The organism is Mesobacillus subterraneus, assembly GCF_003937825.1.
In the GTDB taxonomy this organism is placed as follows: Bacteria; Bacillota; Bacilli; order Bacillales; family Cytobacillaceae; genus Mesobacillus; species Mesobacillus subterraneus.
Genome location: NZ_RSFW01000011.1, coordinates 1 through 24,074, shown reverse-complemented (window position 1 = coordinate 24,074; position 24,074 = coordinate 1). Strand labels below are relative to the sequence as shown.

The window sequence follows — 24,074 nt, the reverse complement described above, 5'->3', positions numbered from 1 at the left end:
CAATCACAACCCATTATATATAGATACTTAAGATTTTATCTTATTTGCCTGTCTTCGTCATTGATTATAAGCACGCAAAAAAACAGGCTCCGTGAAGAAGCCTGTTTTGCCAAATTTAACTGTTGATTTTCGTTCCAGGCGCTTCGCTTTCCGCGAGGCTGGCGGTGAGCCTCCTCGTCGCTTTTCGCTCCTGCGGGGTCTCACCTTCCAGCTGATCTCGCAGGACCTGAATGGCTTCCCCGAATGAACCCACGCACGATGGAAATGCGTTAGCATTTTCGGAGGAGTCTTCGCACCTTCCACTACAATCAACGGGTGTTAAAATAAATATATATATAGCCTATTATAGGGCCTATAGATTAAAGAATATTGAATTTACCTTTTTTAAGAACCAATGATGGTCCGCCAATCATGTATAGCGCACGGTTGTCGATCATTTTTTTCATGAATGAAGCCTTCGTGCCAACCATCTTCTTGCCGAATGCTACACCGATCGCGTCATCTTCACCGAGTGAACATACTGTTCCTTTGATATCTGGTGTGAATGACTCCATCTCGGACTTGCCGCGGACTAAAGCTGCGATGTTTCTTGCGCAGACTTCACCCTGCTGCATTGCGATTTGTGCAGTCGGAGGATATGGACGATTGATTTCTTCATTGATGATCAATGAGCAGTCGCCAACGATGAATACATCATCTGATCCCGGAATGCGTAAGTCAGGCTGAACCTTAACGCGTCCGCGCATGGCTTCGATTCCTGATTTTTCGATGACAGAGCTTCCGCGTACACCTGCTGCCCAGACAACAGTACCAGCTTTGATCTCTTCCACTTCTTCCTCGCCTTTTGCAACGATGATGCCTTCAGGAGTTGCTTCCTTGATTGCTGTGCCGATGCGGAATTCCACACCTTTTTTCTCAAGATGAGCGACAGCGTATTTCACAAGATCAGAGTCGAATCCTGGAAGGACCATTGGAGCTGCTTCGACACAGACGATCCTTACCTTATGGTAATCCACATCATATTCACGGCAAAGTTCAGGAACACGGTTTGTCAGTTCGCCAAGGAACTCGATTCCTGTGAAACCGGCGCCGCCGACAACGATCGTCAGGCGCTCATCTTTCTTTTCAGCCTCTGTATTGTATGTCGCAAATTGATATTCGATATGCTCACGGATTTGTCTTGCTGAGTTTACGTTGACGATAGAGAAAGCATACTCTTTCAAGCCTTTAATACCGAATGTTTCAGGTTCAGCACCGAGGGCGATCACCAGGTAATCATAAAGGATGTCGCCGTTCTCAAGGATTACACGCTTCTCATCCATTTTGATTTCTTCTACTGTACCCTGGACGAACTCAACTTTATGGCGGTCAATGACATCACGGATATCGTAACGCACCTTGTCATGATGCAGTGTTCCTGCTGATGCTTCGTGCAGCCAAGTAGTTTCATAGTGGTAATCGTTCTTGTTGACAAGGACAATGTCAGCCTCGTTTACTCCAACAGCTTTTTGTAGACGGGTAGCTGTCATTAATCCCCCGTATCCTGCTCCTAAAATTACGATCTTTGGCTTTCTCAAAGTGATCACTTCCACCTTTTTAAAATATTTTTGGTCGAATGGCTCATCTCTATCTGCCGCCATCTATTTCTGGATAAGTTTGTGATATCATTCACTAAAATGTTCAAAAAAATGCCGTAAAAATGTCACAAAATCTTAACATTCTTGCCTACCATCCATAATATTCTTTTTGAACCTTATTTTCAAGCGATTGAGTTAACTTAGAAATATTCAGAAAATAGGCTGATTTCACTATTTTTACCAACTTCTTCGCCTATTTTTTATAAAATATAGTGTTCCACAAGCATTCAGCCATTATGATATAGAGTTTATTTTTTCAATTTATGGTATTATTAATAGTGGAGCAATTTTACTACATAGTGAGGGGGATATGGAGTGAAAGAAGATCAAAAAGTTTATGACATCACGATTATCGGCGGGGGGCCTGCTGGTCTTTTCACTGCTTTCTACGGCGGAATGAGACAAGCATCAGTGAAGATTATTGAAAGTTTGCCGCAGCTTGGCGGACAATTATCAGCGTTGTATCCTGAAAAGTACATATACGATGTTGCTGGATTTCCAAAAATCCGTGCCCAGGAGCTGATCAACAACCTGAAGGAGCAAATGGCGAAATTCGAGCCTGCGACAGCTCTTGAACAATCTGTGGAAAAGCTCGAAAAACTGGAAGACGGAACAATCAAGTTAACAACTGACAAAGAAGTTCATTATACAAAAACGGTAATCATCACTGCCGGAAACGGTGCTTTCCAGCCTCGCAGACTTGAACTTGAAAGCGCTGCCCAATATGAAGGCAAGAATCTGCACTATTTCATCGATGACCTTCACCAGTTCGCCGGCCAAAAGGTTGCCGTACTTGGCGGAGGAGATTCTGCGGTTGACTGGGCATTGATGCTGGAGCCAATCGCTGAGCAGGTGACAATTGTACACCGCCGCGACAAGTTCCGCGCACACGAGCACAGTGTAGAAAACCTGCAAAATTCAAAGGTTGATATCAAAACTCCTTATGTACCTGCCGAGCTTGTCGGCGATGGTGAAAAAATCAGCAAGATCGTGCTTACGGACGCAAACAGCGACGAAACAGTAGCGGTTGACGTTGACGCAGTCATCTGCAACTTCGGTTTCGTTTCCTCCCTTGGACCAATCAAGGAGTGGGGCCTTGAAATCGAAAAGAATTCAATCGTTGTAAACTCCAAAATGGAGACAAATATCGAAGGCGTATACGCTGCCGGCGATATCTGCACATACGAAGGAAAAGTCAAATTGATTGCGACAGGATTCGGTGAAGCTCCAACAGCGGTAAACAACGCAAAGTCCTATATGGATCCAAAGGCGAAGACACAGCCGCTTCACAGCTCATCCATGTTTAAATAAGACATTATAAAAAAAGCAAGGTCCGAGGACCTTGCTTTTTTAACAATCTTCAGGAGTTCCAGCGTTTGTCGCTGTCTTGAAGCTTGAGCCGCAGCCGCATGATGCGATTGCGTTTGGATTGTCGATCGTAAAACCGCCGCCCATCAATGACTGCTTGTAGCTGATCTTCGTGCCGTTCAAAACAGGAGCGGAATCTTTATCCACAAGGATTTTAATCCCATGCTGCTCCAATTCCTGATCGCCTTCCTCCACTTCATGAGCAAAACCCATTCCGTAAGACAGGCCGCTGCAGCCGCCACCCTTAACAGAAACACGCAGGTACGCATCCTCTGTTTCATTTTGCTTCATCATATCTTTAATCTGCAATGCAGCTTCTTCTGTAAGAATCACAATGTTATCCACAATAAAACCTCCTTGATCCCTTTCTTATAGTATACTCACACTTTTTCCAATCCTCAACCAATCAGGCTGAAAAAGAAATTACTCATTTTTCTGCCCCAACAAGCTATTATTATTGGTATAATATACCCAAACACTTTTTTAAAAAAATATAGGAGATTCGGCAGGTGACGATGATGTCTCAACTAGTACCACTCTATGATAAAAAGTACACATGCGCCATATGCGATCATTCTTTTACGACTAAAAAAGTTCGCTCCCGCTTTGTGAAAGTCCTCCGTTTTGATTCTGACTTTGCCCCACTGTATGCCGATGGTTTTGAAAATCCTAATTTCTATTATGTGAACGTCTGCCCGAATTGCGGCTATTCCTTTACCGAAGACTTCAGCGCCTATTTTCCACCCGGCGCCAAACAAATCATCCAGGAGAAAATCTCCAGCAACTGGAACCCGCGTGACTATGGCAATGAGCGCACATTACAGGAGGCAATGGGTACTTTCAAGCTTGCAGCGTATTGCTCCACTTTGAAAAAAGAAAAGCATATTGTGACAGCAGGACTGTATATCAGACTGGCCTGGCTTTACCGCTCAATGGACGAGCATGATCAGGAAACGAGATTCCTGAAACTGGCTTTGAAGGAATACACCCAATCATACAGCACCGGCGACTATAAAGGCACACAAGTCTCCGAACTGCGGCTGATTTACCTCCTAGGCGAATTATCCAGAAAAACCGGCCTTTCACAGGATGCAGTCCGCTTTTTCTCAAAAGTCATCGAAAAACAAAAACAATCCGTCGAGCCTCAAATCATCCAGCTCGCCAAAGACCGCTGGCACGAGATACGCGAGGAACAGAAATTGGTGCAGGGATAACAAGGAGCAGTCCAATTGGGGCTGCTTTTTTTTATGGGAGGATTAATATAGTAAAAGTCGAATTTTTAATGTAAGAAAAAGGAGGCTGCACTATGGCATCACTAGGAATGGCTCAACTAAATAATCTAGATGTATTAGTAAGTATCGATTTTGAGGTAATCGGCAATGATAGCCGACGTGAATCGATAAACAAAGCGATTGAAGAAGACCGGTGCATAGTCGTTAAAAATGGGGGTTCAATTGCTGGTTTTTTGATCTTTGATACACAGTTCTTTGAGCAAAGCTTTATTGGCTTGATCATTATTAGAGCAAGTGAAAGAAGAAAAGGATTTGCCACAGCCCTAATTCAGTATTTTGTTGAGATCTCACCAACCAGTAAAATTTTCTCCTCAACAAACCAATCGAATAAACCAATACATGAAGTATTTAAGGCAAATGGATTTGTCGAGAGTGGTTATATTGAAAATTTGGACGAGGGAGACCCGGAGATTATTTACTTTAAAACCAAGTAATCTATAATCAAGTGCTCCTTTTACTGTTTATTCAATAGAAAAAGCATGATATTCTTTGATGAATACCATGCTCTCTTTTATCAAGCCTCTTTATTTATCTTCTCGTAATAAGTAGTTGTTCCCATCTTGGTCCTTAAATGAGAACATCGTGCCAAAAGGCATTCTTTGCAATTCATCTGCCTCTACACCATTTTGCTTCATTTTCTCATATGCGGATTCGATATCAGTGGTGCTGAAAAGAATAGAAGGATGCGCAACAGCAGCCGGGTTTTGTTTTTCCATCGCTGACTTCGAGTAAAGAACCAGAGTGGTAAATTCATCTTCACTTGGGCCCACTTCAATCCACGACATTCCAGGTCCCATCGCTTGTTCAAATTTTAAAACAAACCCCACTTTGTTTAACCAGAAATCTTTCGCCTCTTCTTGATCCTTTACATAAACAGTTACTTTACCAATTTTGTTAATCATCAGAAAGCCCCTTCTTTGTTTAAGTGATTAATTATTAATGATTCTATCATTTCATATTTTGGATACAAAGTTAAATCGATGTATATCTTTTAAATTCTTTATAGAACATTAAAACGCTCCTGAGCTGATGCAGCTCGGAGCGTTTTTTTTCGCGTAGTATCATTCAATTCATAAAAAAGTGCCCAATTCCTCAGGACGCTTGTTTTGTCTAGAGCAATTTAATCCCCATTGCAATAAAGACGATTCCCGTTAACTTATTTAATGCTGTGGAAACACTGGCATTCCCTCTTAATCTGCTTGTTGCCATTGAAGAGAACCAGGCGGTGAGCATACACCAGATTCCTCCTGTCAGGGTGAAGGTGAGCCCTAAAATTAGAAAAGGTGTTGGGGACGCAACCCCTGAATTGGTATGAATGAATTGCGGAAGGAAGGCCAGGAAAAACAAAGCTACCTTCGGGTTCGTCACATTTGTAATCATCCCTTGCATAAAAATTTTCTTATTGCTTTGCTGTGGCAATGGTTTCTGTTCATTTGATTCATTTTTCGTGATGATCATTTTTATGCCGAGATAAGCCAGATAGATGGCGCCTGCAATTTTGATTACATTAAATAAAAAAGCCGACTGCATTAAAATCACAGACAGTCCAAAAGCAGCGAGAAATGTATGGACCACTATTCCCCCAGAGATGCCCAGGGCTGAATAGATGCCTGCTGTCCTCCCTTGTGAGATGCTTCTGCTCACTATGTACATCGTATCTGTACCCGGTGTTAAATTCAGCAAGATTGCTGCAACTAAAAAGACTTCAAAGTTTATGATTCCAAACATTTTAAACCCTCCTTTCGATTATCTTAATATGCCAACTATTCTGAAATCAATCTCATTTTAAAATTATTTCACACGTTAAAACGAAAAAGACTGACTCTGGAATTTCCAGGCCAGCCTTCCCTATATTAAAACATTGGATTCTCGTCCAAGTATTTATAAACATTTTCGACAAGTTCTTGCGGTGTATCTCCTACCACCGGGTCGCCGTTCACCAGCGCAAACATTGACTGTGCGCACTTTCCGCAATACCCGAGGCAGCCGTATTCAATCACATCAAGGTCTGGATCTCTCTCCAGCTCCGCCCTCGCTACTTGAGCACCGCTCGCAAGGTTGCTGATACAAAATTCAATGATCGGCTTTATCATTTTGTTCACCTCTCTACTAATTTTTAATCGTACCTTTTTTCTGGGAATTCGTCAATTTACCAGGTTTGAAGCCGCCATAAAATTGTTGTTATTTTGTCACAATTTCGATATACTTTTTATGGTGATTTATTGAACATAAAAATATTGCAGAATAATTTCGAAAAATGTATCCGTTTGCGGGTTTTGTAGAACGAGCTTGAAAAACTTCAATGACTGTCTCATGAAGAGTTATAAAGGAGAAATTCACATGAAAAATCTCGTTATCCTTGGCGGCGGCTATGGCGGCATGCGCGTCCTGAATAAATTGCTGCCGAATGATCTGCCGGAAGATGTATCGATTACGCTGATTGATCGAGTTCCTTACCACTGCTTGAAAACAGAATATTATGCCCTGGCGGCAGGTACGATTTCAGACCAGCATATCCGGGTGGCGTTTCCTGAGCACCCGCGCCTGCATTTGAAATTCGGTGAAGTCACAGCCGTCAACATCGACGACAAGAAGGTTGAACTGCAGGGCGGTGAAGCTATAGCTTTTGATGACCTCATCATTGGCCTTGGCTGCGAGGATAAGTATCATAATGTCCCTGGCGCTGATCAGTTCACGTACAGCATCCAGTCTATTGAAAAATCGCGAGCCACCTACCAGGCGCTAAACAATTTGCCAGCTGGTTCAACTGTGGCAATCGTTGGCGCAGGCCTCAGCGGAGTAGAGCTTGCGAGTGAGCTTGCGGAAAGCCGGAAAGACTTGAAAATCAAGCTATTCGACCGCGGTAACCACATCCTCTCCGCGTTCTCTGAGCGTCTGAGCACTTATGTGGAAAACTGGTTCGACAATCATAATGTTGAGATTATCAATAACGCCAATATTACTGAAGTGCAGAAAAACGTTTTATATAACCACGATGAGCCGATTGTTTCTGATGCGATTGTGTGGACTGCCGGAATCCAGGCCAATCGACTTGTCCGCGAGATGGATGTCGAAAAAGACGGCATGGGCCGCGCGGTAGTGACACCGCAGCACAATCTCCCAGGGTATGAGAATGTATATATCGTCGGAGACTGTGCAAGTCTGCCGCACGCACCAAGCGCCCAGCTTGCAGAAGGCCAGGCAGAACAAATTGTCCAGGTCCTGCAAAAACGCTGGAAAGGCGAAGCGCCGCCAGAATCATTCCCGCCGATCAAGCTGAAAGGCGTCATCGGTTCACTTGGAAAAAAACACGGTTTCGGCCTAGTCGCAGAACGCCCGATCACCGGACGCGTAGCACGCCTTCTGAAATCAGGCATTCTGTGGATGTACAAATATCATAATGGATGATGATCAAACCCGGGCTTTGCCCGGGTTTTTGTTTTTTGCAACTGGAAAAAATCGTTGATATTTTCCAGTTCGCCAATAAAGCTGTGAACTTCGCCAATAAAGCTGTGAACTTCGCCAATAAAATCGTGTTTTCGCCAATAAAGCAGTCGTTTTCGCTAATAAAAACAAATTATCACCAATAAACCCGGGGACTTAGCCGATAAGAAATAGAAGTGTTATCGTTTAGGGGCACTTACTGCTATAAAAACAAACTTCTGCCATCTATTTGAGGAGTTTGCGGGAGTTGAATCAAACTTTCGTCATCAAATTGGTGAGTTTGCTTAAATAAAATCAAATTGTCCCCCATTTAAACAAACCTTCTCCATTAATAGATGAACTCCGCCAACCAACTCTCCATATGCTAATAATTGAAGGTGCTTTTATTAAAAACCTCCATAAAAACAGCCCATTATATGGAAAAAGTAGTGAAAAAGGCAAATTTCGTAGTGATGGAGCCGGTTTTCGTAGTGATAAAGCATTTTTTCGTAGTGAAAAGGTCCATTTTCGTAGTGATAATGACATTTTCATCGTGATTCATAGCCTTTTCGCAGTGTTGATCCAAGTTTTCGCAGTTAATGAAGCTCGTCGGGGGCCAGAATTCAATCAAAAAAGCATCCCATATATGGAATGCTCACTGGTTTTATGCTGGAACGTAGCCGTATTTCTCTAATTCTGCATAAATGGTCTTCAGTTTTGGGTTTCCTTCGCCTACGATCTTGCCTTCTAGCAGGACGACTGGGTAAAACATGTCTTCTTCAATTACTTTTTCAGCGAATTCGCGCTTATCTTCCTCTGCTGGAGGGTTGTAGATATCCACATATGTGATTTTAAAAGGCTGGTCTGCGTATTTGCGGCCGATGGCGGCTTCGAGCCATTCATATGTTTCTTTTGAAGATGGCAGGTTCACGCAGCTTGGGCAAAGCACTTCGGCACCATAAACGATAATTTCTACCTCTTTACGCTCCATTATCAATTACCCCCTGTTATTTTCTTTTATTTTACTATACGATGAAAAGGATGCATAAGGAAAAAACTGTTGATTGCTGGTTTTTCAGTCAATTGGATAGATTTTTCCGGCCGATGAGATTATAATAAGTATTATGAAAGGAGTCGATTTGCATGACTGAACAGCAAATGTTTGAGCAAGTACAGGAAGTATTAGATAAATTGCGTCCATTCCTTCTTCGCGATGGTGGCGACTGCGAACTAGTTGATATTGAGGATGGCATTGTCAAGCTTCGCCTGCTGGGTGCATGCGGAAGCTGCCCGAGCTCCACTATCACACTTAAGGCTGGTATTGAACGCGCACTATTAGAGGAAGTACCTGGTGTAGTTGAGGTTGAACAGGTATTCTAATTAAACCATAATGATAAAGCGGTTTTGCCTATTAGGCAAAACCGCTTTTTTTACATTGGCTTCCTTCCCGGTCGATTTTCAGGCTGTGGATATCCATCCCGGTGAGCCCCTGTTTCAAGCTAGTAGCTGTCGATTCACCTTTGCCTGGTTCGGTGAGGCAAAGGATGGATGGACCTGCACCGCTCAAAGCGACACCAAATGCACCTGCTTGAAGTGCATTTTCCTGTACCTCGTCAAAAAATGGGACAAGCGCCTTCCGATAAGGCTGGTGAAACAAATCAGCCATCATCATCCTGCCCGCAAGCTTCCATTGTCTTGTCAGCAATGCTGCAAGCAGCTGGTTCGCGACAGCACTCGCCTGGACTGCCCGCTGAAAATCAATCGCCGAAGGGAGGACATCACGAGACGTTTCAGTCAGAAGTTCCTCTTTCGGTACAACCAGGACTGGATCAAAATCAATGCCGTTCAGGACGGTCAGATCCACCTGACCTCCCGTCTGGCTGCCCACGATTACACCGCCATACAAACTCGCTCCAACATTATCAGGATGTCCCTCCATTTTTGTGGCCATCTCCAGCTTTTCCTGCCGTGACAATCCCAGGCGGCAAAATGCATTGGCCAATTCCACGCCCGCGATGATTGCGGCACCACTTGAGCCGAGGCCCCTGGCAAGCGGAATATCACTTTTCACCGACACCTTAAGCGGGGGCAATTCCTGCTTGTACAACTCAGCCGTTTTGATCGCCACCTGGCAGATGAAATTTTTATCATCACGAGGGAAGCTTGATAAAGACTCCGTTAATGCGAGAACTTCCCACTCGTCGCTTTGTTCAGCTTGAAGTTCCAGATAGAGGTTCAGGGCCACTCCAAGTGAATCAAAGCCTGGCCCGATATTCGCAGAACTTGCCGGCACTTTTACCGAAAAGACCTGTCCCTTTGCTGGCCTTACTGCAAATGGTTCCTCGATTCCATTCATTGGCGGACAACTCCCCGGATGTGCTCGCTTACGACCTGTTCATCATTCGGCAGCAGCACGGGGGAAATGGAACTCATATCGATTGCTGTTGAAGGGTCCTTCAATCCGTTCCCAGTCAGCACGGCAACAATGCGGGAACTACGGGGAATTTCACCTTGCTTTACGGACTTATAGATACCCGCAAGCGATGCGCATGAGCCTGGTTCAGCAAAAATGCCTTCCGCGGAAGCTAACTTGCCGTATGCTTCCAAAATTTCATCATCTGTCACGAAATCAATTTTCCCATCCGATTCTTCCTGTGCTGCGACTGCGAGGTCCCAGCTGGCTGGGTTGCCGATGCGAATGGCTGTGGCAATCGTCTCAGGCTGGGCAATCGGACTCCCCTGGACAATCGCTGCCGCCCCCTCCGCTTCAAAACCAAACATGCGCGGCAGCCCAGTTTTCCTGCTCGCATGGTATTCCTTGAATCCTTTCCAATAAGCACTGATATTCCCCGCGTTGCCGACCGGGATCGCCAGGATATCAGGAGCTTCACCTAACTGGTCGCAGATTTCGAACGCAGCCGTTTTCTGTCCTTCCAGACGATACGGATTCACAGAGTTCACAAGCGTGACCGGTTCGGTTTCGTTGATTGACCGGACCATCTTCAACGCCTCATCGAAATTGCCTTCAATGGAAACGATGCTGGCACCGTACATCACGGCCTGAGCCAGCTTGCCCATGGCGATTTTCCCTTCAGGAATGACGATGATGCAGCGCAATCCAGCTCTTGCCGCATAGGCAGCAGCAGAGGCAGACGTATTGCCGGTGGAGGCGCAGATGACAGTATCGCTGCCAGCCTCCTTCGCCTTGGCGACGGCCATGACCATGCCCCTGTCTTTAAAAGAACCTGTCGGGTTGACTCCCTCCACTTTTGCATACAGATCAATGCCCCACTCCTCTGACAGCTGATCCAGCCTGATCAGTGGAGTGTTTCCTTCATGGAGCGTGAGCATCGGAGTTCGTTCATTGACCGGCAGAAATTCACGGTACTCACTTAACAGGCCACGCCATCTCATGCACTTACACTCCCCTCGACCCTGTACGAGCTCTTGATGTCCTTTACCACCCTGAGGTCGCGCAGCTCCATCAAAATCGTCTGGTAGTCTTTCAAAGAAGCTTGATGTGTCACGACGACGATTTCTGAAAGCTCCTTCGCCTTCAATGGCATCTGGAGGATTTTTTCAAAACTGACACCATGCTTGGAGAATAATGAAGTAATCTCCGAAAACACCCCGACTTCATCATGTACATGCAGACGCAAAAAGTACTTGGAATGGATTTCACCGTCATCCTTCAGCTGTTTTTCATATTGCGGTGACACGGAGGAACGTCCGTTGACTCCAAGACGCATGTTCTTGACCACGCCGACTAAATCCGAAACGACAGCTGTGGCAGTCGGCAGGCTTCCTGCGCCCGGTCCGTAAAACATCGTCTCTCCCACTGCCTCTCCATATACATACACCGCGTTGTATTCATTGTTAACGGATGCAAGCGGGTGCGAAGACGGCAGTAATGCCGGTTCAACACTGATTTCGACTTTATCGCCTTCCCTTTCAGCGATGCCGAGCAGCTTCATTGTGTAACCAAGCTGCTTGCCATATTTCAGGTCCTCCTCGGTGATGGAAGTAATCCCTTTACTTTTCACATCTTCCAAGTCAATCTTCATCGAAAAACCAAGCGAGGCCATGATCGCCATCTTCCTTGCTGCATCCACACCATCGACATCCGACGCAGGGTTCGCTTCCGCATAGCCAAGGCGCTGTGCTTCTTTCAGCACATCTTCATAGGCCAGCCCCTCCTGGCTCATCTTCGTTAAAATAAAATTCGTCGTGCCATTGACGATCCCCATCATTTTTGTGATCCGGTCCGACGCAAGGCCATCGACGAGGCTGCGCAAAATTGGGATTCCTCCGGCAACGCTTGCTTCAAAAAATAGGTCACATCCGTTTTCCTGGGCCGCCGTCAAAAGCTCTGAGCCGTGTACAGCCATCAAATCCTTATTGGCTGTTACAACATGCTTCTTCTTTTTTAGCGCATCCAGCAAATGCTCACGGGTATGCTCAATCCCGCCCATGACCTCGATCACAACATCGATTTCCGGGTCTTCCATTACATCAGCCGGATTTACTGTTAACAGTGAAGGATCCACTTTCACCGCTCTTTCCTTCACCGGATCCTTTACAAGGATTTTCTTCACTTTCAACGGGCACCCAACCTGATGCATCAGTTTATCCTGGTGGTTTTCAATGATTTGCACCACCCCTGACCCCACTGTTCCCAAGCCTAGAAGTCCAACCGAGATTGCCTGCATATCCTCTTCCCCTCTCTATTGTCTTTTCTAAAAATACATTTGTTTATTTATAGTAGACATTATAATGACCAGCTATTGCTTTTACAAGGAAAATTTGGCTGCCTGTTTCAATGTAAACGCTTAATCATATGCGGCAGTAAGCAGAAAAATTTCTTAGCAGGCAGGTGGAAAAATCGATTGATCAGCACCCTCACGACCGAGTACGGGGGACAGCAATCAGAATGCCAATTTAAACAGGAGAACTGTCCGTGTGTTTTGTAATTTCCAAAAACAGGAGAACCGTCCCCCTGTTTTGCCCATGTTTTGCAATTTCCAAAAACAGGAGAACCGTCCCTGTGTTTTGGTCAAAAAAAATCCTTTCCTGCTGATCAGGAAAGGATTTTTTTGTTAGGGTTGCGTTTATTATAGGACTTGTTTATTAACAATTGTTTTTGGGCTGTCGCCATTTAAGACGGCTTTTACGTTGGAGCAGCAGAGTTTGATCATTGTTGTTCTTGTTTCGGTGCTAGCGCTGCCGATGTGAGGGATTGCTGTTACATTTGGCAGTTGAAGCAGCGGGTGGTCGGCAGAGATTGGTTCTTTTTCGAAGACATCCAGTCCTGCTCCGGCGATTTCGCCATTTTTCAGTGCTTCGTATAATGCCTGCTCGTCCATGACCGGGCCGCGGCCTGCATTAATGAAAATGGCGCTGTTCTTCATTTTAGCAAAGACATCTGCTGTAAACAGATTTCTAGTTTCCGCTGTCAGCGGGGCAAGCGTGACGACGTAGTCGGACTTGGCCACAAGCTCGTCGAATGTGCTGTACACAGCTCCGAGTTCTATTTCAGCCTCGGTCTTCCTCGTACGGTTATGGTAAAGAATCTCCATGCCGAAGCCTTTTGCCCGGCGTGCGACTGCTTCTCCGATTTTCCCCATGCCAACAATCCCGATTATTTTGCCGTAAACATCATGGCCGGCGAGCAGATACGGGCTCCAGCCTTCCCACTTGCCTGCTTTCACGTATTCAGCTGCTTCCACAATGCGTCTCGCTGCCGACATCAGCAAAGCCCATGTAAGGTCTGCCGTGGTTTCTGTCAGCACATCTGGCGTATTGGTCACAATGATGCCGCGTTTAGTAGCTGTCTCAAGATCGATATTGTCAAAACCAACAGCAAGATTGGATACAATTTTCAAATTCTCGCCAGCAGTCAGCAATTCTTCATCGACTTTGTCTGATAGCATGGTAATCAAGGCGCTGGCCCTTTTAGCTTCGTTCATTAAAACTTCTCTCGGAGCAGGAAGATCTTCGTGATCCCACATTTTCACTTCGAAGTTTTCAGTCAGTTCTTTGATCGTTTCTTCAGACAGTTTCCTGGTGATATATACATACGGTTTCATGTGTCTAACTCCTTTTTGAAAGCGTTTAATATAATAGAATAATTTTATTCTACCACAAAACACTTTCATTTCAGCGGATAAAGTTTCGTTTACCGTAATAACCATTCCACTGGGGGGAGTTTCCCTGTTTTGACCGGCGCCTCACAAAGATGATAAAAATGGCTCAGAAACCGCTCATGGTCGCTGCTCTGGTTTAAGTATTTCCTCAGCCGCTCCTCCAGCTGGCGCTTTGTCTGTTCGGACTGGGTGATATAATAATTTTCTACTGTATCATAATAATGCAGCGGGAACAGCAGACGAGCGTACAGGAGTCTCCATGAAAATGGCGATAGCACTGTCAGGGTTTGATATTCCTGGAGGAAATCCCTTATTTCGGGCTGGCAGGTCTGGATGTTGGCAAAATAACGGTCCCTGACCCATTCAGCCACATCCCGGCTTCCATGGTCGAAAACCCAGTCAAAAGGATTCTTCACAAAGTATTGGCCTTTCCAGATCGTGTTCGTGAACCGCTCATGACAGACGGTGCCATGGTCAATCATCGTTGGCTTATCATCGATTTCTGTATCCACAAGGTATTGGATAGCGTTCTCCGATAATCCCATGTAATATGGAAAGGATTCAATGAACATTCTTTCAAAATCATTCTCCGGCTCACTGTAGAGCTTTCCGCTCCACACCTTCTCCATCTGATCCAGACGTTTTTCCCAGAGCTGTTTCCATTGCCCCACCCTGTTGATGTTTTCAACCTTGAAAGGAATTTGCCGGCCCCTTGCATGGAATTTCGCCAGCTTCCTTCCTGCCCTGATTTTTTCCGGCATCGGTGCGGCACGGCTTTGCAGGACGCAATATTTACTTCCCTGCCACTCACATACCTGCTTGCCTTCCTTGTCAGCCAAAAGCAGCGAAACATTCCGATCGCCAAACTTCTGCAGGTGTTCGGCAATCCTGGAGAGCTCGCTTAACTCTTGCTCTTTTACGCTGTTTGCATCCATAATTAAGTACAGCCCTTCATTATGCTTATATCCATGATATCTTCCAAGAGATACTTCTGATTCTGCTGAAATCCCATATACTTCATGTAACAACCTTTGAAACATTCCCGACACCTCATTTCCACCGCTCTTCTACAAATATATGATTTGAATCAAAAAACTTGTGTGAACAATGAAATGAATAAGTGGCTTCATTCTGGAAATGATTTAAAGGAGCGAATTCTTTCACTAAAAGCGATTAAGCGGAATAATTTAGGTTAAATAGGATATGAGAGTTAGCTGCAATCAAAAATAGAAAGGTGATGCAGATGTTAGAAAAAAAACGCGCGATCCATATGACAGAGGAAACTGCCCGGAAATGGCTCCATGAGCGTGGGGTTGAAATAAAGGATATTGCTGAACTGGTCTTTTTCCTGCAGGAAAAATATCATCCAAACCTGCAAATCGAGGATTGTATCGAGAATGTCGAACGAGTCCTGTCAAAGCGTGAGGTACAGAATGCGATCCTGACTGGTATCCAGCTGGATATCCTGGCGGAGCAGAAGAAGCTTGGCGAACCTCTCCAGTCGATCATCGATACAGATGAAAGTCTTTACGGAGTCGATGAAATCCTCGCATTTTCCATTGTCAATATTTATGGGTCGATCGGTTTTACCAATTATGGCTTCATTGATAAAGCGAAACCAGGCATCCTCGAGAAGCTGAATGATAAAGCATCCGGTAAGTGCCACACTTTCCTTGATGATATCGTAGGCGCTGTGGCTGCCGCGGCCTCAAGCCGTCTCGCTCACAGAGCAGCCAATGTACAAGATTAACAAATGCAAAAGGGACTTGAGCCATCAATGGCTTCAAGTCCCCTTTTTTCATACTTCCCACTCATCCAGTGAATCGACTGTATAGGACGGCATATCCTTATATCCCTTTAGCAGCTCCCTCGTCGTCACACCTGTGTGGACCAGGAGGGTATCCATGCCTGCCTTCATGCCGGCAAGAATGTCAGTGTCATAATAGTCGCCGACCATCAATGTTTCTTCTTTGTTCGTGCCGAGAACCTTCAGCGCCTGTTCCATGATGACCGACTCAGGCTTACCGATAAAGATGGGCTCTGTCTGCGTGGACACGGCGATCACCGATGTGAGCGAGCCGTTCCCCGGCAGCAAGCCGCGTTCAGTTGGAATGGCAATATCCCCATTTGTCGAAATGAATATCGCCCCGTTCCTGACCGCCAGGCATCCAACGGCAAGCTTTTCATATGTAATACCCCTGTCGATTCCCGAGACGACGAAATCAGCATCTTCCCCGGCAAGCTTGAAGCCTTTTTCCTGGATCGCTGTCAGAATTCCTTCCTCACCGATCACATAAACACTGGCATCCGGCTTTTGTTCATAAATATAGTTCGCGGTTGCCTGACTGGTCGTGAACACCTGTTCCTCCGTCGTCGGAATATCGAAACTGCGCAGTTTTTCCGCAACTTGAGCCGGAGTCCGGGATGAATTGTTCGTAACAAACAAATACGAAATCTCTGCCTCAATCAATCTCTTAATAAAATCAGAAGCTGCTTCAATCCGCTCTGACCCGCGATACATCGTGCCGTCTAAATCAATCAAATACCCTTTATATTTTTTCATCTTGATCACTCCTAATGTTATCCTGCCCAGATTGTATGCTAAAAACCTATTGTAAATAAGCTCAGCTCGAAGTGCAAAGGACAAACCTCACTGCTGAAAAAAACAACCATTCTGCCTCAGAATACCGCTCGGTTTTGCGACATGAAAAGAGACCGCACGAAAAACGGTCTCTCAAACAGGTTCACTTTTTAAAAGCGGATACTGGCCCAAGCTCATTTGTCAGGTATTCACGCACCTTAACAGGGAATTCCTTAAGTGTTGGCAGTTCTGTTGTAAAAGTATCGATCAGGCTCGCATGGTCCACGGCGGTGTATTGCTGGACGAGCATTTTCCTGAACAGGACGATTTTTTTCAACCCTGCGCTCATTTCAGGCGTGACGACTTTTTCGTCATCGAGGATATCGATGATGTCTTCGTAGCTGCCTGGGTCGCGCATGATGAAGCCATCAATCATCGCATTCCCTACATCGAGCACTGCCTCAACCATCGTGTGGGCAATGCGCTCGAGAGCCGACTTTTCCATCGGTGTTTCCCATGAAGAATTGCTTTCGAAGAAGACAATCTGGTTATCCAAAAACTGCAATGTTGCTTCGATTTGATCTCTGTCGACAAAGTACATTCCTTATCACCTCATAAAGATGCTAGACGGTTTTCAATAAGCCGGGACGCGCATAAAAGTATCCTTGCGCCAGTTCAACCTTGTTGCGTGAAAGTACGGAGGCCTCCTGCTCATTTTCGATCCCTTCGGCAATGACAATCGAGCCTGCTTCCCTCGCGACGAGCAGCAGTCCCTTCAGCATCGACTCCTTCACCGTATTCTTGTCGATGTTCTGGATGACGGAGCGATCGATTTTGATGACATCCGGCATAATTTCGCTGATGGTGTTCAAACTGGCATACCCTGCGCCTGTATCGTCTACCGCTATTTTGATTCCCATTCCTCTTAACACCTTTATATTATAGATAAAATTATCGATTCCCTCAATCGAGTCCCTTTCGGTGATTTCGAAAGTGATCTGGTTCAATTTGATGCTTTCGTACGATTGCATCATTTTCTTCAGGTCGCGGACAAATCGAAAATTCCCGAGCGTGATCGGCGTGAAGTTAATGAAGATATCATGCCTGCAGCCAGTCGAGCTGATTTGCTCCAGCGTCTTTTTCAGGACGATCATTTCCAGGTCATAAAGCGTGTTTGTCTGTCTGGCGACAGAAAAAAGCTGCAGCGGACTTTCAAGGGCCGTGCCTTCCGGGCCTCGTGTGAGCATCTCCCAGGCGCGGATTTCCTTTGTGGCCACATCGATGATTGGCTGGGCCAGGAGCTTAATACTTTGATTAGCGATGATTTTATTGATTTCATACACCATCTCATTGAACTCTGACTGAATTCTTTTTTCAGCCATCGCAAACGCTTGCTGATGAGCCTTCAATACGGCTTCATGTACAGATCCCACGCTTTTATCAATAAAAATGTACCCAGTATCAAAAACAGGCTGGACGGTAGGGTACTGATGAAACAGCCTGCTCTCTGCTTCCCTGAGGATTTTCTTCATTTTGCCATCGATTTCAGAGATACAGTGTCTGTTATGGTCAATCCTGATGAACAGGCTCAAGCTGTCGCTATAGTAATCATGAAGGACAATCATGTCCTCTTTGTCGATCTCAGTTTCAATCACCGCTTTGAAATGGCGTTTCAAAGCCTTGCGGTACTTCCAGTGTTCTTCGCCGAACTGGGCGGCCAGTTCACGGTGATTCTTGATCGTATAGGCAATGACAGCCACTTCGCAGCCATCCTTGAACGCTTTTTTCACCCCTGAAACGACAGGGTTCCGCAAGATGAACTGAGGAGGGTAATAGCAGAGTGATGAGTGCGGCAACATGATTTTACCCCAACCAAGCAGGTTGTCTAATATGCTAGTAACGCGGCGGGCCATAGGTTTCAATCCTCTCAGATGATGACTAGAACTTTTTCTTAATTGTACCATATTTCGCTAAAAATAAGGCTTTTTTCCTAGAAGGTAATCGCGATTATTTTTTCAGATAAATTCAGTAATTATCGTTTTTCTGGTAAGATGTAGTGAGAATGCTGTCGAAAATGGAGGAGAGACATTTGGAACGCGAACTGGCACTAGAAATCGTAAGGGTGACGGAAGCAGCCGCATTGGCATCTGCCCAGTGGATGGGCCGCGGAAAAAAGAATGAAGCGGATGACGCTGCCACCACAGCGATGCGCAAAATGTTTGATTCCGTCAATATGGACGGGATTGTCGTAATTGGTGAAGGAGAACTGGATGAAGCTCCCATGCTCTACATTGGCGAACGGCTCGGCACCAAAATGGGGCCAAAGGTAGATATCGCCGTGGACCCGCTCGAGGGAACAAACATTGTTGCCAAAGGCCATAATAACGCGATGGCTGTCATTGCGGTCGCGGATAAAGGAACTCTCCTTCATGCGCCGGATATGTATATGCAAAAAATTGCAGTCGGCAAGAATGCGGCCGGCAAGGTCCTTCTTGATGACCCGATCGAAAAAACGATTGAAATTGTCGCGGAAGCCAATAATAAGCGCATTCAGGACCTGACTGTCATCATCCAGGAGCGCGAACGCCATGATGAATTGATTGAACGCGTCAGACAGAAGGGCGCAAGGGTGAAGCTGTTCGGCGACGGAGATGTTGGCGCATCGATCGCGACGGCATTGCCTTACACTGGTGTGGACCTTTTTTTAGGCACAGGCGGCGCTCCTGAAGGCGTCATTTCTGCAGCCGCGCTCAAGGCACTTGGCGGAGATATGCAGGCAAGGCTTGTCCCTCTGACGCTTGAGGAAGAAGAACGATGTATCGCCATGGGACTCAAAGATCCACGGCAACTGCTGATGCTCGATGATCTCGTTTCCGGTGACGACGCCATTTTTGCCGCAACCGGCGTCTCCAGCGGTGAATTGCTCGACGGAGTCCGATTCCTCGGCGGAGACCTCGTCGAGACCCATTCAATCGTCATGCGTTCAAAAACAAAAACAGTCCGATACATCAAAGCACACCATCACCTCCAGCACAAACCGCATCTTGTGATGGTCTAAAACAGGGGGACGGTTCTCCTGTTTTTGGAAAAACAGAAGAACCGTCCTCCCTGTCGAGAATAAATACATACACCAATAGTTTTTAGGAGGCAGCAAATGGAAGAACGATTTTTTTTATATGATGATACAGAAAACACGAAAACCCGCTATATCAGTTTCGTCGGTGAAAACCAGCGCTTTGACCTGGCGATCATGCAGACAAGCCGTTACTACGGCAAAAGCATCGTCCTGGATATCCAGGGAAGCCGTTTTGCGATCATTGGACAGGATGATTTGGATGAGCCAGGCTATCTGGAGCATGTCTACAATCTGTCTGAAGAAGACGCAGAAGAATTGCGCTCCTTCCTGCGCCCGATCATCTGATACTGGAATGAACTGTTTGTTTGATTTGTCTTTTTGAAGAAATACTAAAAAGACAACAAGCAAAGAAGGTGAGTTCCATGAGCAAGGAAGACCGTGAACTTTATTCAGACTTCTCGAATGTTGAAAAGCAAAGAAACTATATCACCGCTGAAGATTTGCCGGATGGAGCCTATGGCTCACCATTCCGTGTGGATGAACCCGTCGAGGGCAAAAGCACGCCATGGGAAGAGGGACAGCGATCCTACTCCAACTTCAACTATGAGTTCAAATCGCTCCATCAGGGCATGCCGCGAAAAGAAGCCGGCGCCCACCCAACCCATGATGACCCGAACGAAAGCGAACAGCCGCCATATAGTGAATAGCTTGATGATAGGATGGATGCTCCCCGCAGATGGTGGAGCATCTTTTTTGTTTAGTCCTGGCTTGGTGACTTTATTTTTTGAGTAACGTCCATATCCCAATGGGCTGCTCATTCCTGGGCTGTTTAACCAGTTATTTGGAAAAAGTAGTGGAAATGCTTTAAATCGTAGTGAAAATGCCTTGAAACGTAGTGGAAATGCTTTAAATCGTAGTGATAAAGCCGCATTTCATAGTGGAAAGCGCCCCTTTCGTAGTGCTGAGGGCAAATTTATAGTGATGAGTTGCATTTTTACTTTGATTAGAAGCATTTGCGAAGTAATTCGTAACATCACCACAGTAAATTTCTCAGCTTTTTTCAGAAAAAAACAGCATGAGCAGAAAAAATAAAAAAAGACCCAGGAATCGAACAGCATTCGTTCAATTCCAGGGTCTTTTTAATATCTTATCCTTGCTTTGCGACTTTTTTCGCTACAAAGTAAGCGCAGCCGAAATTGCAGTATTCGTATAAATACTCGCTGACTGTACTGATTTTTGTATCGAAGGTCGATTTCTGGTTCTGGTCGTCGAAGAATCCTCTCAGCCTTAGCTGTCCGTATCCCCAGTCACCAACAATATAATCATACTTGGTTAAAATTTCGCTATATCTCGCACGAAAGGCTTCTTCGTTGAAGCCATCCCGGCCTTCATCCACTATTTCGTAGCATAGGTTATTGATGCAAATCATTGGTCCACCTCTTTTTCGGTAACAGTTTCAGCTTCCTTAAAGCAAGCCTGATTGCTCGCGCTTTTCTTAATTATAACTTATTCCCCATCAATTACTAAGCAAAAAAAATAAATTGAAAGCCATTCTAATCAATAGGAGGTGTTTTTATTGAAAAAGGCAATCATCGCTCTTGGTATTTGCGGTGCAACCGCGTTGACGGGCTGTGCAGCGGATAATAATGCCTCACCTGGGGTTCGTGATGGCAGATCAGGAATTTACCAGCAGAGCGGCAATACACTGAATGTGAATGACGAACGTGCCGACATCTACAATCAAGATGGACGCAAGGGCATGAGAAATAGAAGTGAAGACTTTGGGTATGTGCGCCACCAAAAGACCGGTGTCATGGGCGCAGATGAACTGAATAATGCTTATGAGTCCATCGATCGTGAACGGATCGCTGATATGATCAGCAGGTTCAGCACGATGGTTCCGAACGTCGATGATGTTTCAACATTGGTAACCGACGAGGAAGTCCTGATCGTTTACCAAACGGATTCTGATAATCGTTTCCAGACAGCTGACCAGGTGAAAAGAATGGCGATGTCAGTCGTTCCGCGCTGGTTCCACGTCTATGTGTCGGATGATACAAACCTCCGTGATGAAGTGGAAAATTTCGCGACACTTGATACCGACAGCCGCGATGTGAACGATATGATTGATGGCATGGTCAAGGAAATGCTGAAGTCCCCTCAAGGCATCGACATGAGCACGGGTGAAAACGCGAACGGCGAAGCTGAGGGCGAACTGAACGAAGAAACGGATAAAGACGATCTTTCCAGACAGATGAAAAGCGGAAAATAATCCTGAAAAAGAGTTCAGCACATGGGCTGAACTCTTTTTGATTATGCCTGTTGAGCTTCCTGCTCAGCAAGCTCCTGTCTGTGTTTGGCTGCGGAGTTGACTTGCTCATCTGCATGGTAGGATGAACGGACAAGCGGGCCAGCCTCACAATGGCTGAAGCCTTTCTGAAGGGCAATGTCCCTTAGTTCCGCGAATTCATCAGGATGGTAGTATTTCACAACATCAAGATGTTTCTTGGATGGCTGCAGATATTGTCCCAGGGTAAGGATGTCCACATTGTTTGCGCGCAGGTCATCCATCGCCTCGATCAACTCTTCTTTTGTTTCGCCAAGACCAACCATGATACTTGATTTCGTCGGGATATCAGGCTGAAGCTCCTTGGCACGGCGCAGGAATTCAAGGGAGCGCTCATAAGTAGCGCGCGCACGGATTCTTGGTGTCAGGCGTCTGACTGTCTCGATATTATGATTCAGGATATCAGGACGTGCATCCATCAAGGTTGTTAAGTTTTCCAAAACACCACCCATGTCTGAAGGCAGTACTTCAATGGATGTAAATGGGTTTTTCCTGCGGATGGCTCTTACGGTTTCAGCAAAAACAGCTGCTCCCCCATCCTTCAGGTCATCACGGGCTACTGCTGTCACAACAACATGCTTAAGGTTCATAAGCGTAACAGAATCCGCGACTCTTTCCGGCTCCTGCCAGTCAAGCTCTGTAGGCAGACCTGTTTTAACCGCACAGAAACGGCATGCGCGCGTACAGACATCACCAAGGATCATGAATGTCGCAGTCCTTCTTACTGCCCAGCACTCATGGATGTTTGGGCACTTTGCCTCTTCACATACAGTATGTAAATTTTTCTCGCGCATCATCTTTTTCAGGCCGGTATAGTTTTCGTTCGTGTTAAGTTTTATTTTCAGCCATTCAGGCTTTCTCTGTACCTCTTTTTTGCTCATAATTTTCACTCCATTCCTGCTGCATTACATCAAGAACACCATGAAAAAATCAAGGCCGGCATACAGCTTCTGATGTCACTTTAACATAACCAAATAAACACGACAAGTACGACAATTTTGCGATTACCATTATTTGATATTTATGAAATATCCCGCGCATCGCAAACTATTACAAGAAAAGCAGACGCGCTGTGGTTTTCGTTTTGCGCGCTGACGCTGGACACTTAATGAGCCAATCTCGAAGGGAGGATTACGGTGAAATTTCTAAAAGCAGTTATCGTTCTTTTTTTATTATGTCCTGTCCTTTCTGTGGAAAAAGCATCAGCAGCAGAGCAGGATACCGATGTGTATAAAAAAAGGATGGAACTTTATAGCCGTGTAGAAGCTGTTACCCAGATTCCCTGGTATTATATTGCAGCAGTTGACCAATATGAACGGAATGTCCGCCAGGCACGAAGGGATTTGCCTAAGGCAGAGGGAATTGCCGGAATTTACTTCAAGCCGGAAGAATGGGCTGGATTATTGAATCCTAACCCTGATGACGACAATCCTGTATCCATCCAATTTTTCAATGGGATTGGTTTTGATGGCAATGGAGATGGCAAAGCGAGCCTGAAGGATGATGAAGATGTGCTCCAGGCGTTTGCCCAATACCTTCTCTCTTATGGAAGGGACCACGAAAATATCAAAATCGGCCTGTGGAATTACTATAAGCGGGATAAAACCGTCGGCATCATCATTGGCAAGGCGATGATTTACAGGCATTTTGGTAGACTGGACCTTGAAACCCACAGCTTCCCGCTGCCGTTAAGGAGCAACCACAGCTATAACAATACATGGGGTGATGCCCGCGGCTGGGGCGGCCGGCGGATTCATGAGGGCACCGATATTTTTGCCGGATATGGCGTGCCTGTTCGCGCAACAGGCTATGGAATCGTCGAAATGAAAGGCTGGAATAAATATGGCGGTTGGCGGGTCGGTATTCGCGATATCAACAATACGTATCATTATTACGCCCACCTGAGCGGATTTGCCAAGGACCTGAAAGTTGGACAAATTGTCGAGCTAGGAACCATCATCGGAGGAGTCGGCAGCTCTGGCTACGGCCCTCCGGGAACAAGCGGGAAATTCCCACCACACCTGCATTACGGAATGTATAAAGACAACGGCTACACCGAATGGTCGTTTGATCCATACCCCCACCTAAAAATGTGGTCAAGGCAGGAAAGGGCAAGGCTGAAGAAATAATGGTAAGTGAATGAGGTTGTCCCGTTAATGGGGGGAGCCTCATTCATTGGTGACCTCTTTTTCAAAATCACGGGATTT

27 protein-coding genes are annotated in these 24,074 nt (G+C 45.7%); 11 read left to right on the top strand and 16 right to left on the bottom strand.

Annotated features, from left to right (window positions below; all coding sequences use genetic code 11):
• Positions 1–359: 359 nt before the first annotated feature.
• The gene (locus EJA10_RS09140; protein WP_125479694.1) at positions 360–1,577 is read right to left on the bottom strand and encodes an NAD(P)/FAD-dependent oxidoreductase; all 1,218 of its coding nucleotides are present in this window, start codon (positions 1,575–1,577) and stop codon (positions 360–362) included.
• 375 nt (positions 1,578–1,952) lie between these two features.
• On the opposite strand from EJA10_RS09140, the gene EJA10_RS09135 reads away from it, so the two are divergent.
• Entirely contained in the window at positions 1,953–2,948 is a 996-nt protein-coding gene (locus EJA10_RS09135) for an NAD(P)/FAD-dependent oxidoreductase (RefSeq protein WP_125479693.1), read from the top strand.
• 39 nt (positions 2,949–2,987) lie between these two features.
• Here the strand turns inward: EJA10_RS09135 and EJA10_RS09130 are convergent, their stop codons facing one another.
• Positions 2,988–3,350 (bottom strand): HesB/IscA family protein, encoded by a 363-nt coding sequence (locus EJA10_RS09130; RefSeq protein WP_125479692.1) that lies wholly within the window; start codon positions 3,348–3,350, stop codon positions 2,988–2,990.
• 170 nt (positions 3,351–3,520) lie between these two features.
• Here EJA10_RS09130 and EJA10_RS09125 point away from each other — a divergent pair, with 170 nt between their 5' ends.
• A complete protein-coding gene (locus EJA10_RS09125) occupies positions 3,521–4,219 on the top strand; it encodes a DUF2225 domain-containing protein (RefSeq protein ID WP_342773900.1) in 699 nt (232 codons plus the stop codon).
• Between the two features lie 92 nt (positions 4,220–4,311).
• A complete protein-coding gene (locus tag EJA10_RS09120; protein WP_125479691.1) occupies positions 4,312–4,731 on the top strand; it encodes a GNAT family N-acetyltransferase in 420 nt (139 codons plus the stop codon).
• A 90-nt stretch (positions 4,732–4,821) separates the two neighbouring features.
• Here the strand turns inward: EJA10_RS09120 and EJA10_RS09115 are convergent, their stop codons facing one another.
• From EJA10_RS09115 to EJA10_RS09105, 3 genes are all read right to left on the bottom strand, one after another.
• A complete protein-coding gene (locus EJA10_RS09115) occupies positions 4,822–5,199 on the bottom strand; it encodes a VOC family protein (RefSeq protein WP_125479690.1) in 378 nt (125 codons plus the stop codon).
• Positions 5,200–5,407: 208 nt separating this feature from the next.
• A complete protein-coding gene (locus EJA10_RS09110; RefSeq protein WP_125479689.1) occupies positions 5,408–6,025 on the bottom strand; it encodes a LysE family translocator in 618 nt (205 codons plus the stop codon).
• Between the two features lie 125 nt (positions 6,026–6,150).
• Positions 6,151–6,390, bottom strand: a complete 240-nt coding sequence (locus EJA10_RS09105) for a YuzB family protein (protein WP_125479688.1) — start codon at positions 6,388–6,390, stop codon at positions 6,151–6,153.
• Positions 6,391–6,637: 247 nt separating this feature from the next.
• Here EJA10_RS09105 and EJA10_RS09100 point away from each other — a divergent pair, with 247 nt between their 5' ends.
• Positions 6,638–7,705: an NAD(P)/FAD-dependent oxidoreductase gene (locus EJA10_RS09100; protein WP_125479687.1), complete on the top strand. Its 1,068-nt coding sequence runs from the start codon at positions 6,638–6,640 to the stop codon at positions 7,703–7,705.
• A 679-nt stretch (positions 7,706–8,384) separates the two neighbouring features.
• Here EJA10_RS09100 and EJA10_RS09095 read toward each other — a convergent pair.
• Positions 8,385–8,711, bottom strand: coding sequence for a YuzD family protein (locus EJA10_RS09095; protein ID WP_125479686.1), 327 nt, complete (start codon positions 8,709–8,711; stop codon positions 8,385–8,387).
• Positions 8,712–8,863: 152 nt separating this feature from the next.
• On the opposite strand from EJA10_RS09095, the gene EJA10_RS09090 reads away from it, so the two are divergent.
• Positions 8,864–9,100: a NifU family protein gene (locus EJA10_RS09090; RefSeq protein ID WP_041966137.1), complete on the top strand. Its 237-nt coding sequence runs from the start codon at positions 8,864–8,866 to the stop codon at positions 9,098–9,100.
• Between the two features lie 31 nt (positions 9,101–9,131).
• Here EJA10_RS09090 and thrB read toward each other — a convergent pair whose 3' ends face one another.
• The 5 genes from thrB to yutH form a co-directional block, all read right to left on the bottom strand.
• Positions 9,132–10,076 (bottom strand): homoserine kinase, encoded by a 945-nt coding sequence (thrB, locus tag EJA10_RS09085; RefSeq protein ID WP_125479685.1) that lies wholly within the window; start codon positions 10,074–10,076, stop codon positions 9,132–9,134.
• Positions 10,073–11,134, bottom strand: coding sequence for a threonine synthase (gene thrC, locus EJA10_RS09080; RefSeq protein WP_125479684.1), 1,062 nt, complete (start codon positions 11,132–11,134; stop codon positions 10,073–10,075). Before thrC ends, thrB begins: the two co-directional genes overlap by 4 nt.
• The gene (locus EJA10_RS09075) at positions 11,131–12,429 is read right to left on the bottom strand and encodes a homoserine dehydrogenase (RefSeq protein WP_125479683.1); all 1,299 of its coding nucleotides are present in this window, start codon (positions 12,427–12,429) and stop codon (positions 11,131–11,133) included. Before EJA10_RS09075 ends, thrC begins: the two co-directional genes overlap by 4 nt.
• A 402-nt stretch (positions 12,430–12,831) precedes the next feature.
• The gene (locus EJA10_RS09070; RefSeq protein ID WP_125479682.1) at positions 12,832–13,806 is read right to left on the bottom strand and encodes a 2-hydroxyacid dehydrogenase; all 975 of its coding nucleotides are present in this window, start codon (positions 13,804–13,806) and stop codon (positions 12,832–12,834) included.
• 89 nt (positions 13,807–13,895) lie between these two features.
• Positions 13,896–14,903, bottom strand: coding sequence for a spore coat putative kinase YutH (gene yutH / locus EJA10_RS09065; RefSeq protein ID WP_125479681.1), 1,008 nt, complete (start codon positions 14,901–14,903; stop codon positions 13,896–13,898).
• Positions 14,904–15,106: 203 nt separating this feature from the next.
• Here yutH and EJA10_RS09060 point away from each other — a divergent pair, with 203 nt between their 5' ends.
• Positions 15,107–15,613 (top strand): phosphatidylglycerophosphatase A family protein, encoded by a 507-nt coding sequence (locus tag EJA10_RS09060; RefSeq protein WP_125479680.1) that lies wholly within the window; start codon positions 15,107–15,109, stop codon positions 15,611–15,613.
• A 48-nt stretch (positions 15,614–15,661) separates the two neighbouring features.
• On the opposite strand, the gene EJA10_RS09055 is transcribed toward EJA10_RS09060, so the two are convergent.
• The 3 genes from EJA10_RS09055 to EJA10_RS09045 form a co-directional block, all read right to left on the bottom strand.
• Positions 15,662–16,426, bottom strand: a complete 765-nt coding sequence (locus EJA10_RS09055; protein ID WP_125479679.1) for a TIGR01457 family HAD-type hydrolase — start codon at positions 16,424–16,426, stop codon at positions 15,662–15,664.
• 181 nt (positions 16,427–16,607) lie between these two features.
• Positions 16,608–17,045 carry a DUF86 domain-containing protein gene (locus EJA10_RS09050; RefSeq protein ID WP_125479678.1) on the bottom strand — a complete coding sequence of 146 codons (438 nt, stop codon included), beginning with the start codon at positions 17,043–17,045 and terminating at the stop codon, positions 16,608–16,610.
• A gap of 22 nt (positions 17,046–17,067) precedes the next feature.
• Complete coding sequence (locus EJA10_RS09045) at positions 17,068–18,357, bottom strand: EAL domain-containing protein (RefSeq protein WP_125479677.1); 1,290 nt, start codon at positions 18,355–18,357, stop codon at positions 17,068–17,070.
• A 176-nt stretch (positions 18,358–18,533) separates the two neighbouring features.
• Here EJA10_RS09045 and glpX point away from each other — a divergent pair, with 176 nt between their 5' ends.
• The 3 genes from glpX (at position 18,534) to EJA10_RS09030 (ending at position 20,227) form a co-directional block, all read left to right on the top strand.
• On the top strand, positions 18,534–19,502 hold the full coding sequence (gene glpX / locus EJA10_RS09040; protein ID WP_125479676.1) for a class II fructose-bisphosphatase: 969 nt from the start codon (positions 18,534–18,536) through the stop codon (positions 19,500–19,502).
• Positions 19,503–19,598: 96 nt separating this feature from the next.
• On the top strand, positions 19,599–19,865 hold the full coding sequence (locus EJA10_RS09035; protein ID WP_125479675.1) for a DUF3055 domain-containing protein: 267 nt from the start codon (positions 19,599–19,601) through the stop codon (positions 19,863–19,865).
• Positions 19,866–19,942: 77 nt separating this feature from the next.
• Positions 19,943–20,227 carry a cytosolic protein gene (locus EJA10_RS09030; RefSeq protein WP_125479674.1) on the top strand — a complete coding sequence of 95 codons (285 nt, stop codon included), beginning with the start codon at positions 19,943–19,945 and terminating at the stop codon, positions 20,225–20,227.
• Between the two features lie 440 nt (positions 20,228–20,667).
• Here EJA10_RS09030 and EJA10_RS09025 read toward each other — a convergent pair whose 3' ends face one another.
• The gene (locus EJA10_RS09025) at positions 20,668–20,949 is read right to left on the bottom strand and encodes a YutD family protein (RefSeq protein WP_125479673.1); all 282 of its coding nucleotides are present in this window, start codon (positions 20,947–20,949) and stop codon (positions 20,668–20,670) included.
• A gap of 147 nt (positions 20,950–21,096) precedes the next feature.
• Here EJA10_RS09025 and EJA10_RS09020 point away from each other — a divergent pair, with 147 nt between their 5' ends.
• Positions 21,097–21,792, top strand: coding sequence for a YhcN/YlaJ family sporulation lipoprotein (locus EJA10_RS09020; protein WP_125479672.1), 696 nt, complete (start codon positions 21,097–21,099; stop codon positions 21,790–21,792).
• Positions 21,793–21,833: 41 nt separating this feature from the next.
• Here EJA10_RS09020 and lipA read toward each other — a convergent pair whose 3' ends face one another.
• On the bottom strand, positions 21,834–22,748 hold the full coding sequence (gene lipA / locus EJA10_RS09015) for a lipoyl synthase (RefSeq protein WP_170169098.1): 915 nt from the start codon (positions 22,746–22,748) through the stop codon (positions 21,834–21,836).
• Positions 22,749–23,057: 309 nt separating this feature from the next.
• Between lipA and EJA10_RS09010 the strand changes: the two genes are divergently transcribed.
• Positions 23,058–23,996, top strand: a complete 939-nt coding sequence (locus EJA10_RS09010; protein WP_246017737.1) for a M23 family metallopeptidase — start codon at positions 23,058–23,060, stop codon at positions 23,994–23,996.
• The last annotated feature ends 78 nt before the right edge of the window (positions 23,997–24,074 follow it).

Coding starts and splice junctions, on each gene's coding strand:
- EJA10_RS09075 (WP_125479683.1), bottom strand. CDS start 12,429: ATGCAGGCAATCTCGGTTGGACTTCTAGGCTTGGGAACAGTGGGGTCA.
- EJA10_RS09105 (WP_125479688.1), bottom strand. CDS start 6,390: ATGATAAAGCCGATCATTGAATTTTGTATCAGCAACCTTGCGAGCGGT.
- yutH (WP_125479681.1), bottom strand. CDS start 14,903: ATGTTTCAAAGGTTGTTACATGAAGTATATGGGATTTCAGCAGAATCA.
- EJA10_RS09025 (WP_125479673.1), bottom strand. CDS start 20,949: ATGATTTGCATCAATAACCTATGCTACGAAATAGTGGATGAAGGCCGG.
- EJA10_RS09070 (WP_125479682.1), bottom strand. CDS start 13,806: ATGAAACCGTATGTATATATCACCAGGAAACTGTCTGAAGAAACGATC.
- EJA10_RS09030 (WP_125479674.1), top strand. CDS start 19,943: ATGAGCAAGGAAGACCGTGAACTTTATTCAGACTTCTCGAATGTTGAA.
- EJA10_RS09035 (WP_125479675.1), top strand. CDS start 19,599: ATGGAAGAACGATTTTTTTTATATGATGATACAGAAAACACGAAAACC.
- EJA10_RS09110 (WP_125479689.1), bottom strand. CDS start 6,025: ATGTTTGGAATCATAAACTTTGAAGTCTTTTTAGTTGCAGCAATCTTG.
- thrC (WP_125479684.1), bottom strand. CDS start 11,134: ATGAGATGGCGTGGCCTGTTAAGTGAGTACCGTGAATTTCTGCCGGTC.
- EJA10_RS09045 (WP_125479677.1), bottom strand. CDS start 18,357: ATGGCCCGCCGCGTTACTAGCATATTAGACAACCTGCTTGGTTGGGGT.
- EJA10_RS09060 (WP_125479680.1), top strand. CDS start 15,107: ATGTTAGAAAAAAAACGCGCGATCCATATGACAGAGGAAACTGCCCGG.
- EJA10_RS09100 (WP_125479687.1), top strand. CDS start 6,638: ATGAAAAATCTCGTTATCCTTGGCGGCGGCTATGGCGGCATGCGCGTC.
- EJA10_RS09115 (WP_125479690.1), bottom strand. CDS start 5,199: ATGATTAACAAAATTGGTAAAGTAACTGTTTATGTAAAGGATCAAGAA.
- EJA10_RS09050 (WP_125479678.1), bottom strand. CDS start 17,045: ATGTACTTTGTCGACAGAGATCAAATCGAAGCAACATTGCAGTTTTTG.
- EJA10_RS09095 (WP_125479686.1), bottom strand. CDS start 8,711: ATGGAGCGTAAAGAGGTAGAAATTATCGTTTATGGTGCCGAAGTGCTT.
- EJA10_RS09055 (WP_125479679.1), bottom strand. CDS start 16,426: ATGAAAAAATATAAAGGGTATTTGATTGATTTAGACGGCACGATGTAT.
- EJA10_RS09120 (WP_125479691.1), top strand. CDS start 4,312: ATGGCATCACTAGGAATGGCTCAACTAAATAATCTAGATGTATTAGTA.
- thrB (WP_125479685.1), bottom strand. CDS start 10,076: ATGAATGGAATCGAGGAACCATTTGCAGTAAGGCCAGCAAAGGGACAG.
- EJA10_RS09090 (WP_041966137.1), top strand. CDS start 8,864: ATGACTGAACAGCAAATGTTTGAGCAAGTACAGGAAGTATTAGATAAA.
- lipA (WP_170169098.1), bottom strand. CDS start 22,748: ATGAGCAAAAAAGAGGTACAGAGAAAGCCTGAATGGCTGAAAATAAAA.
- EJA10_RS09125 (WP_342773900.1), top strand. CDS start 3,521: ATGATGTCTCAACTAGTACCACTCTATGATAAAAAGTACACATGCGCC.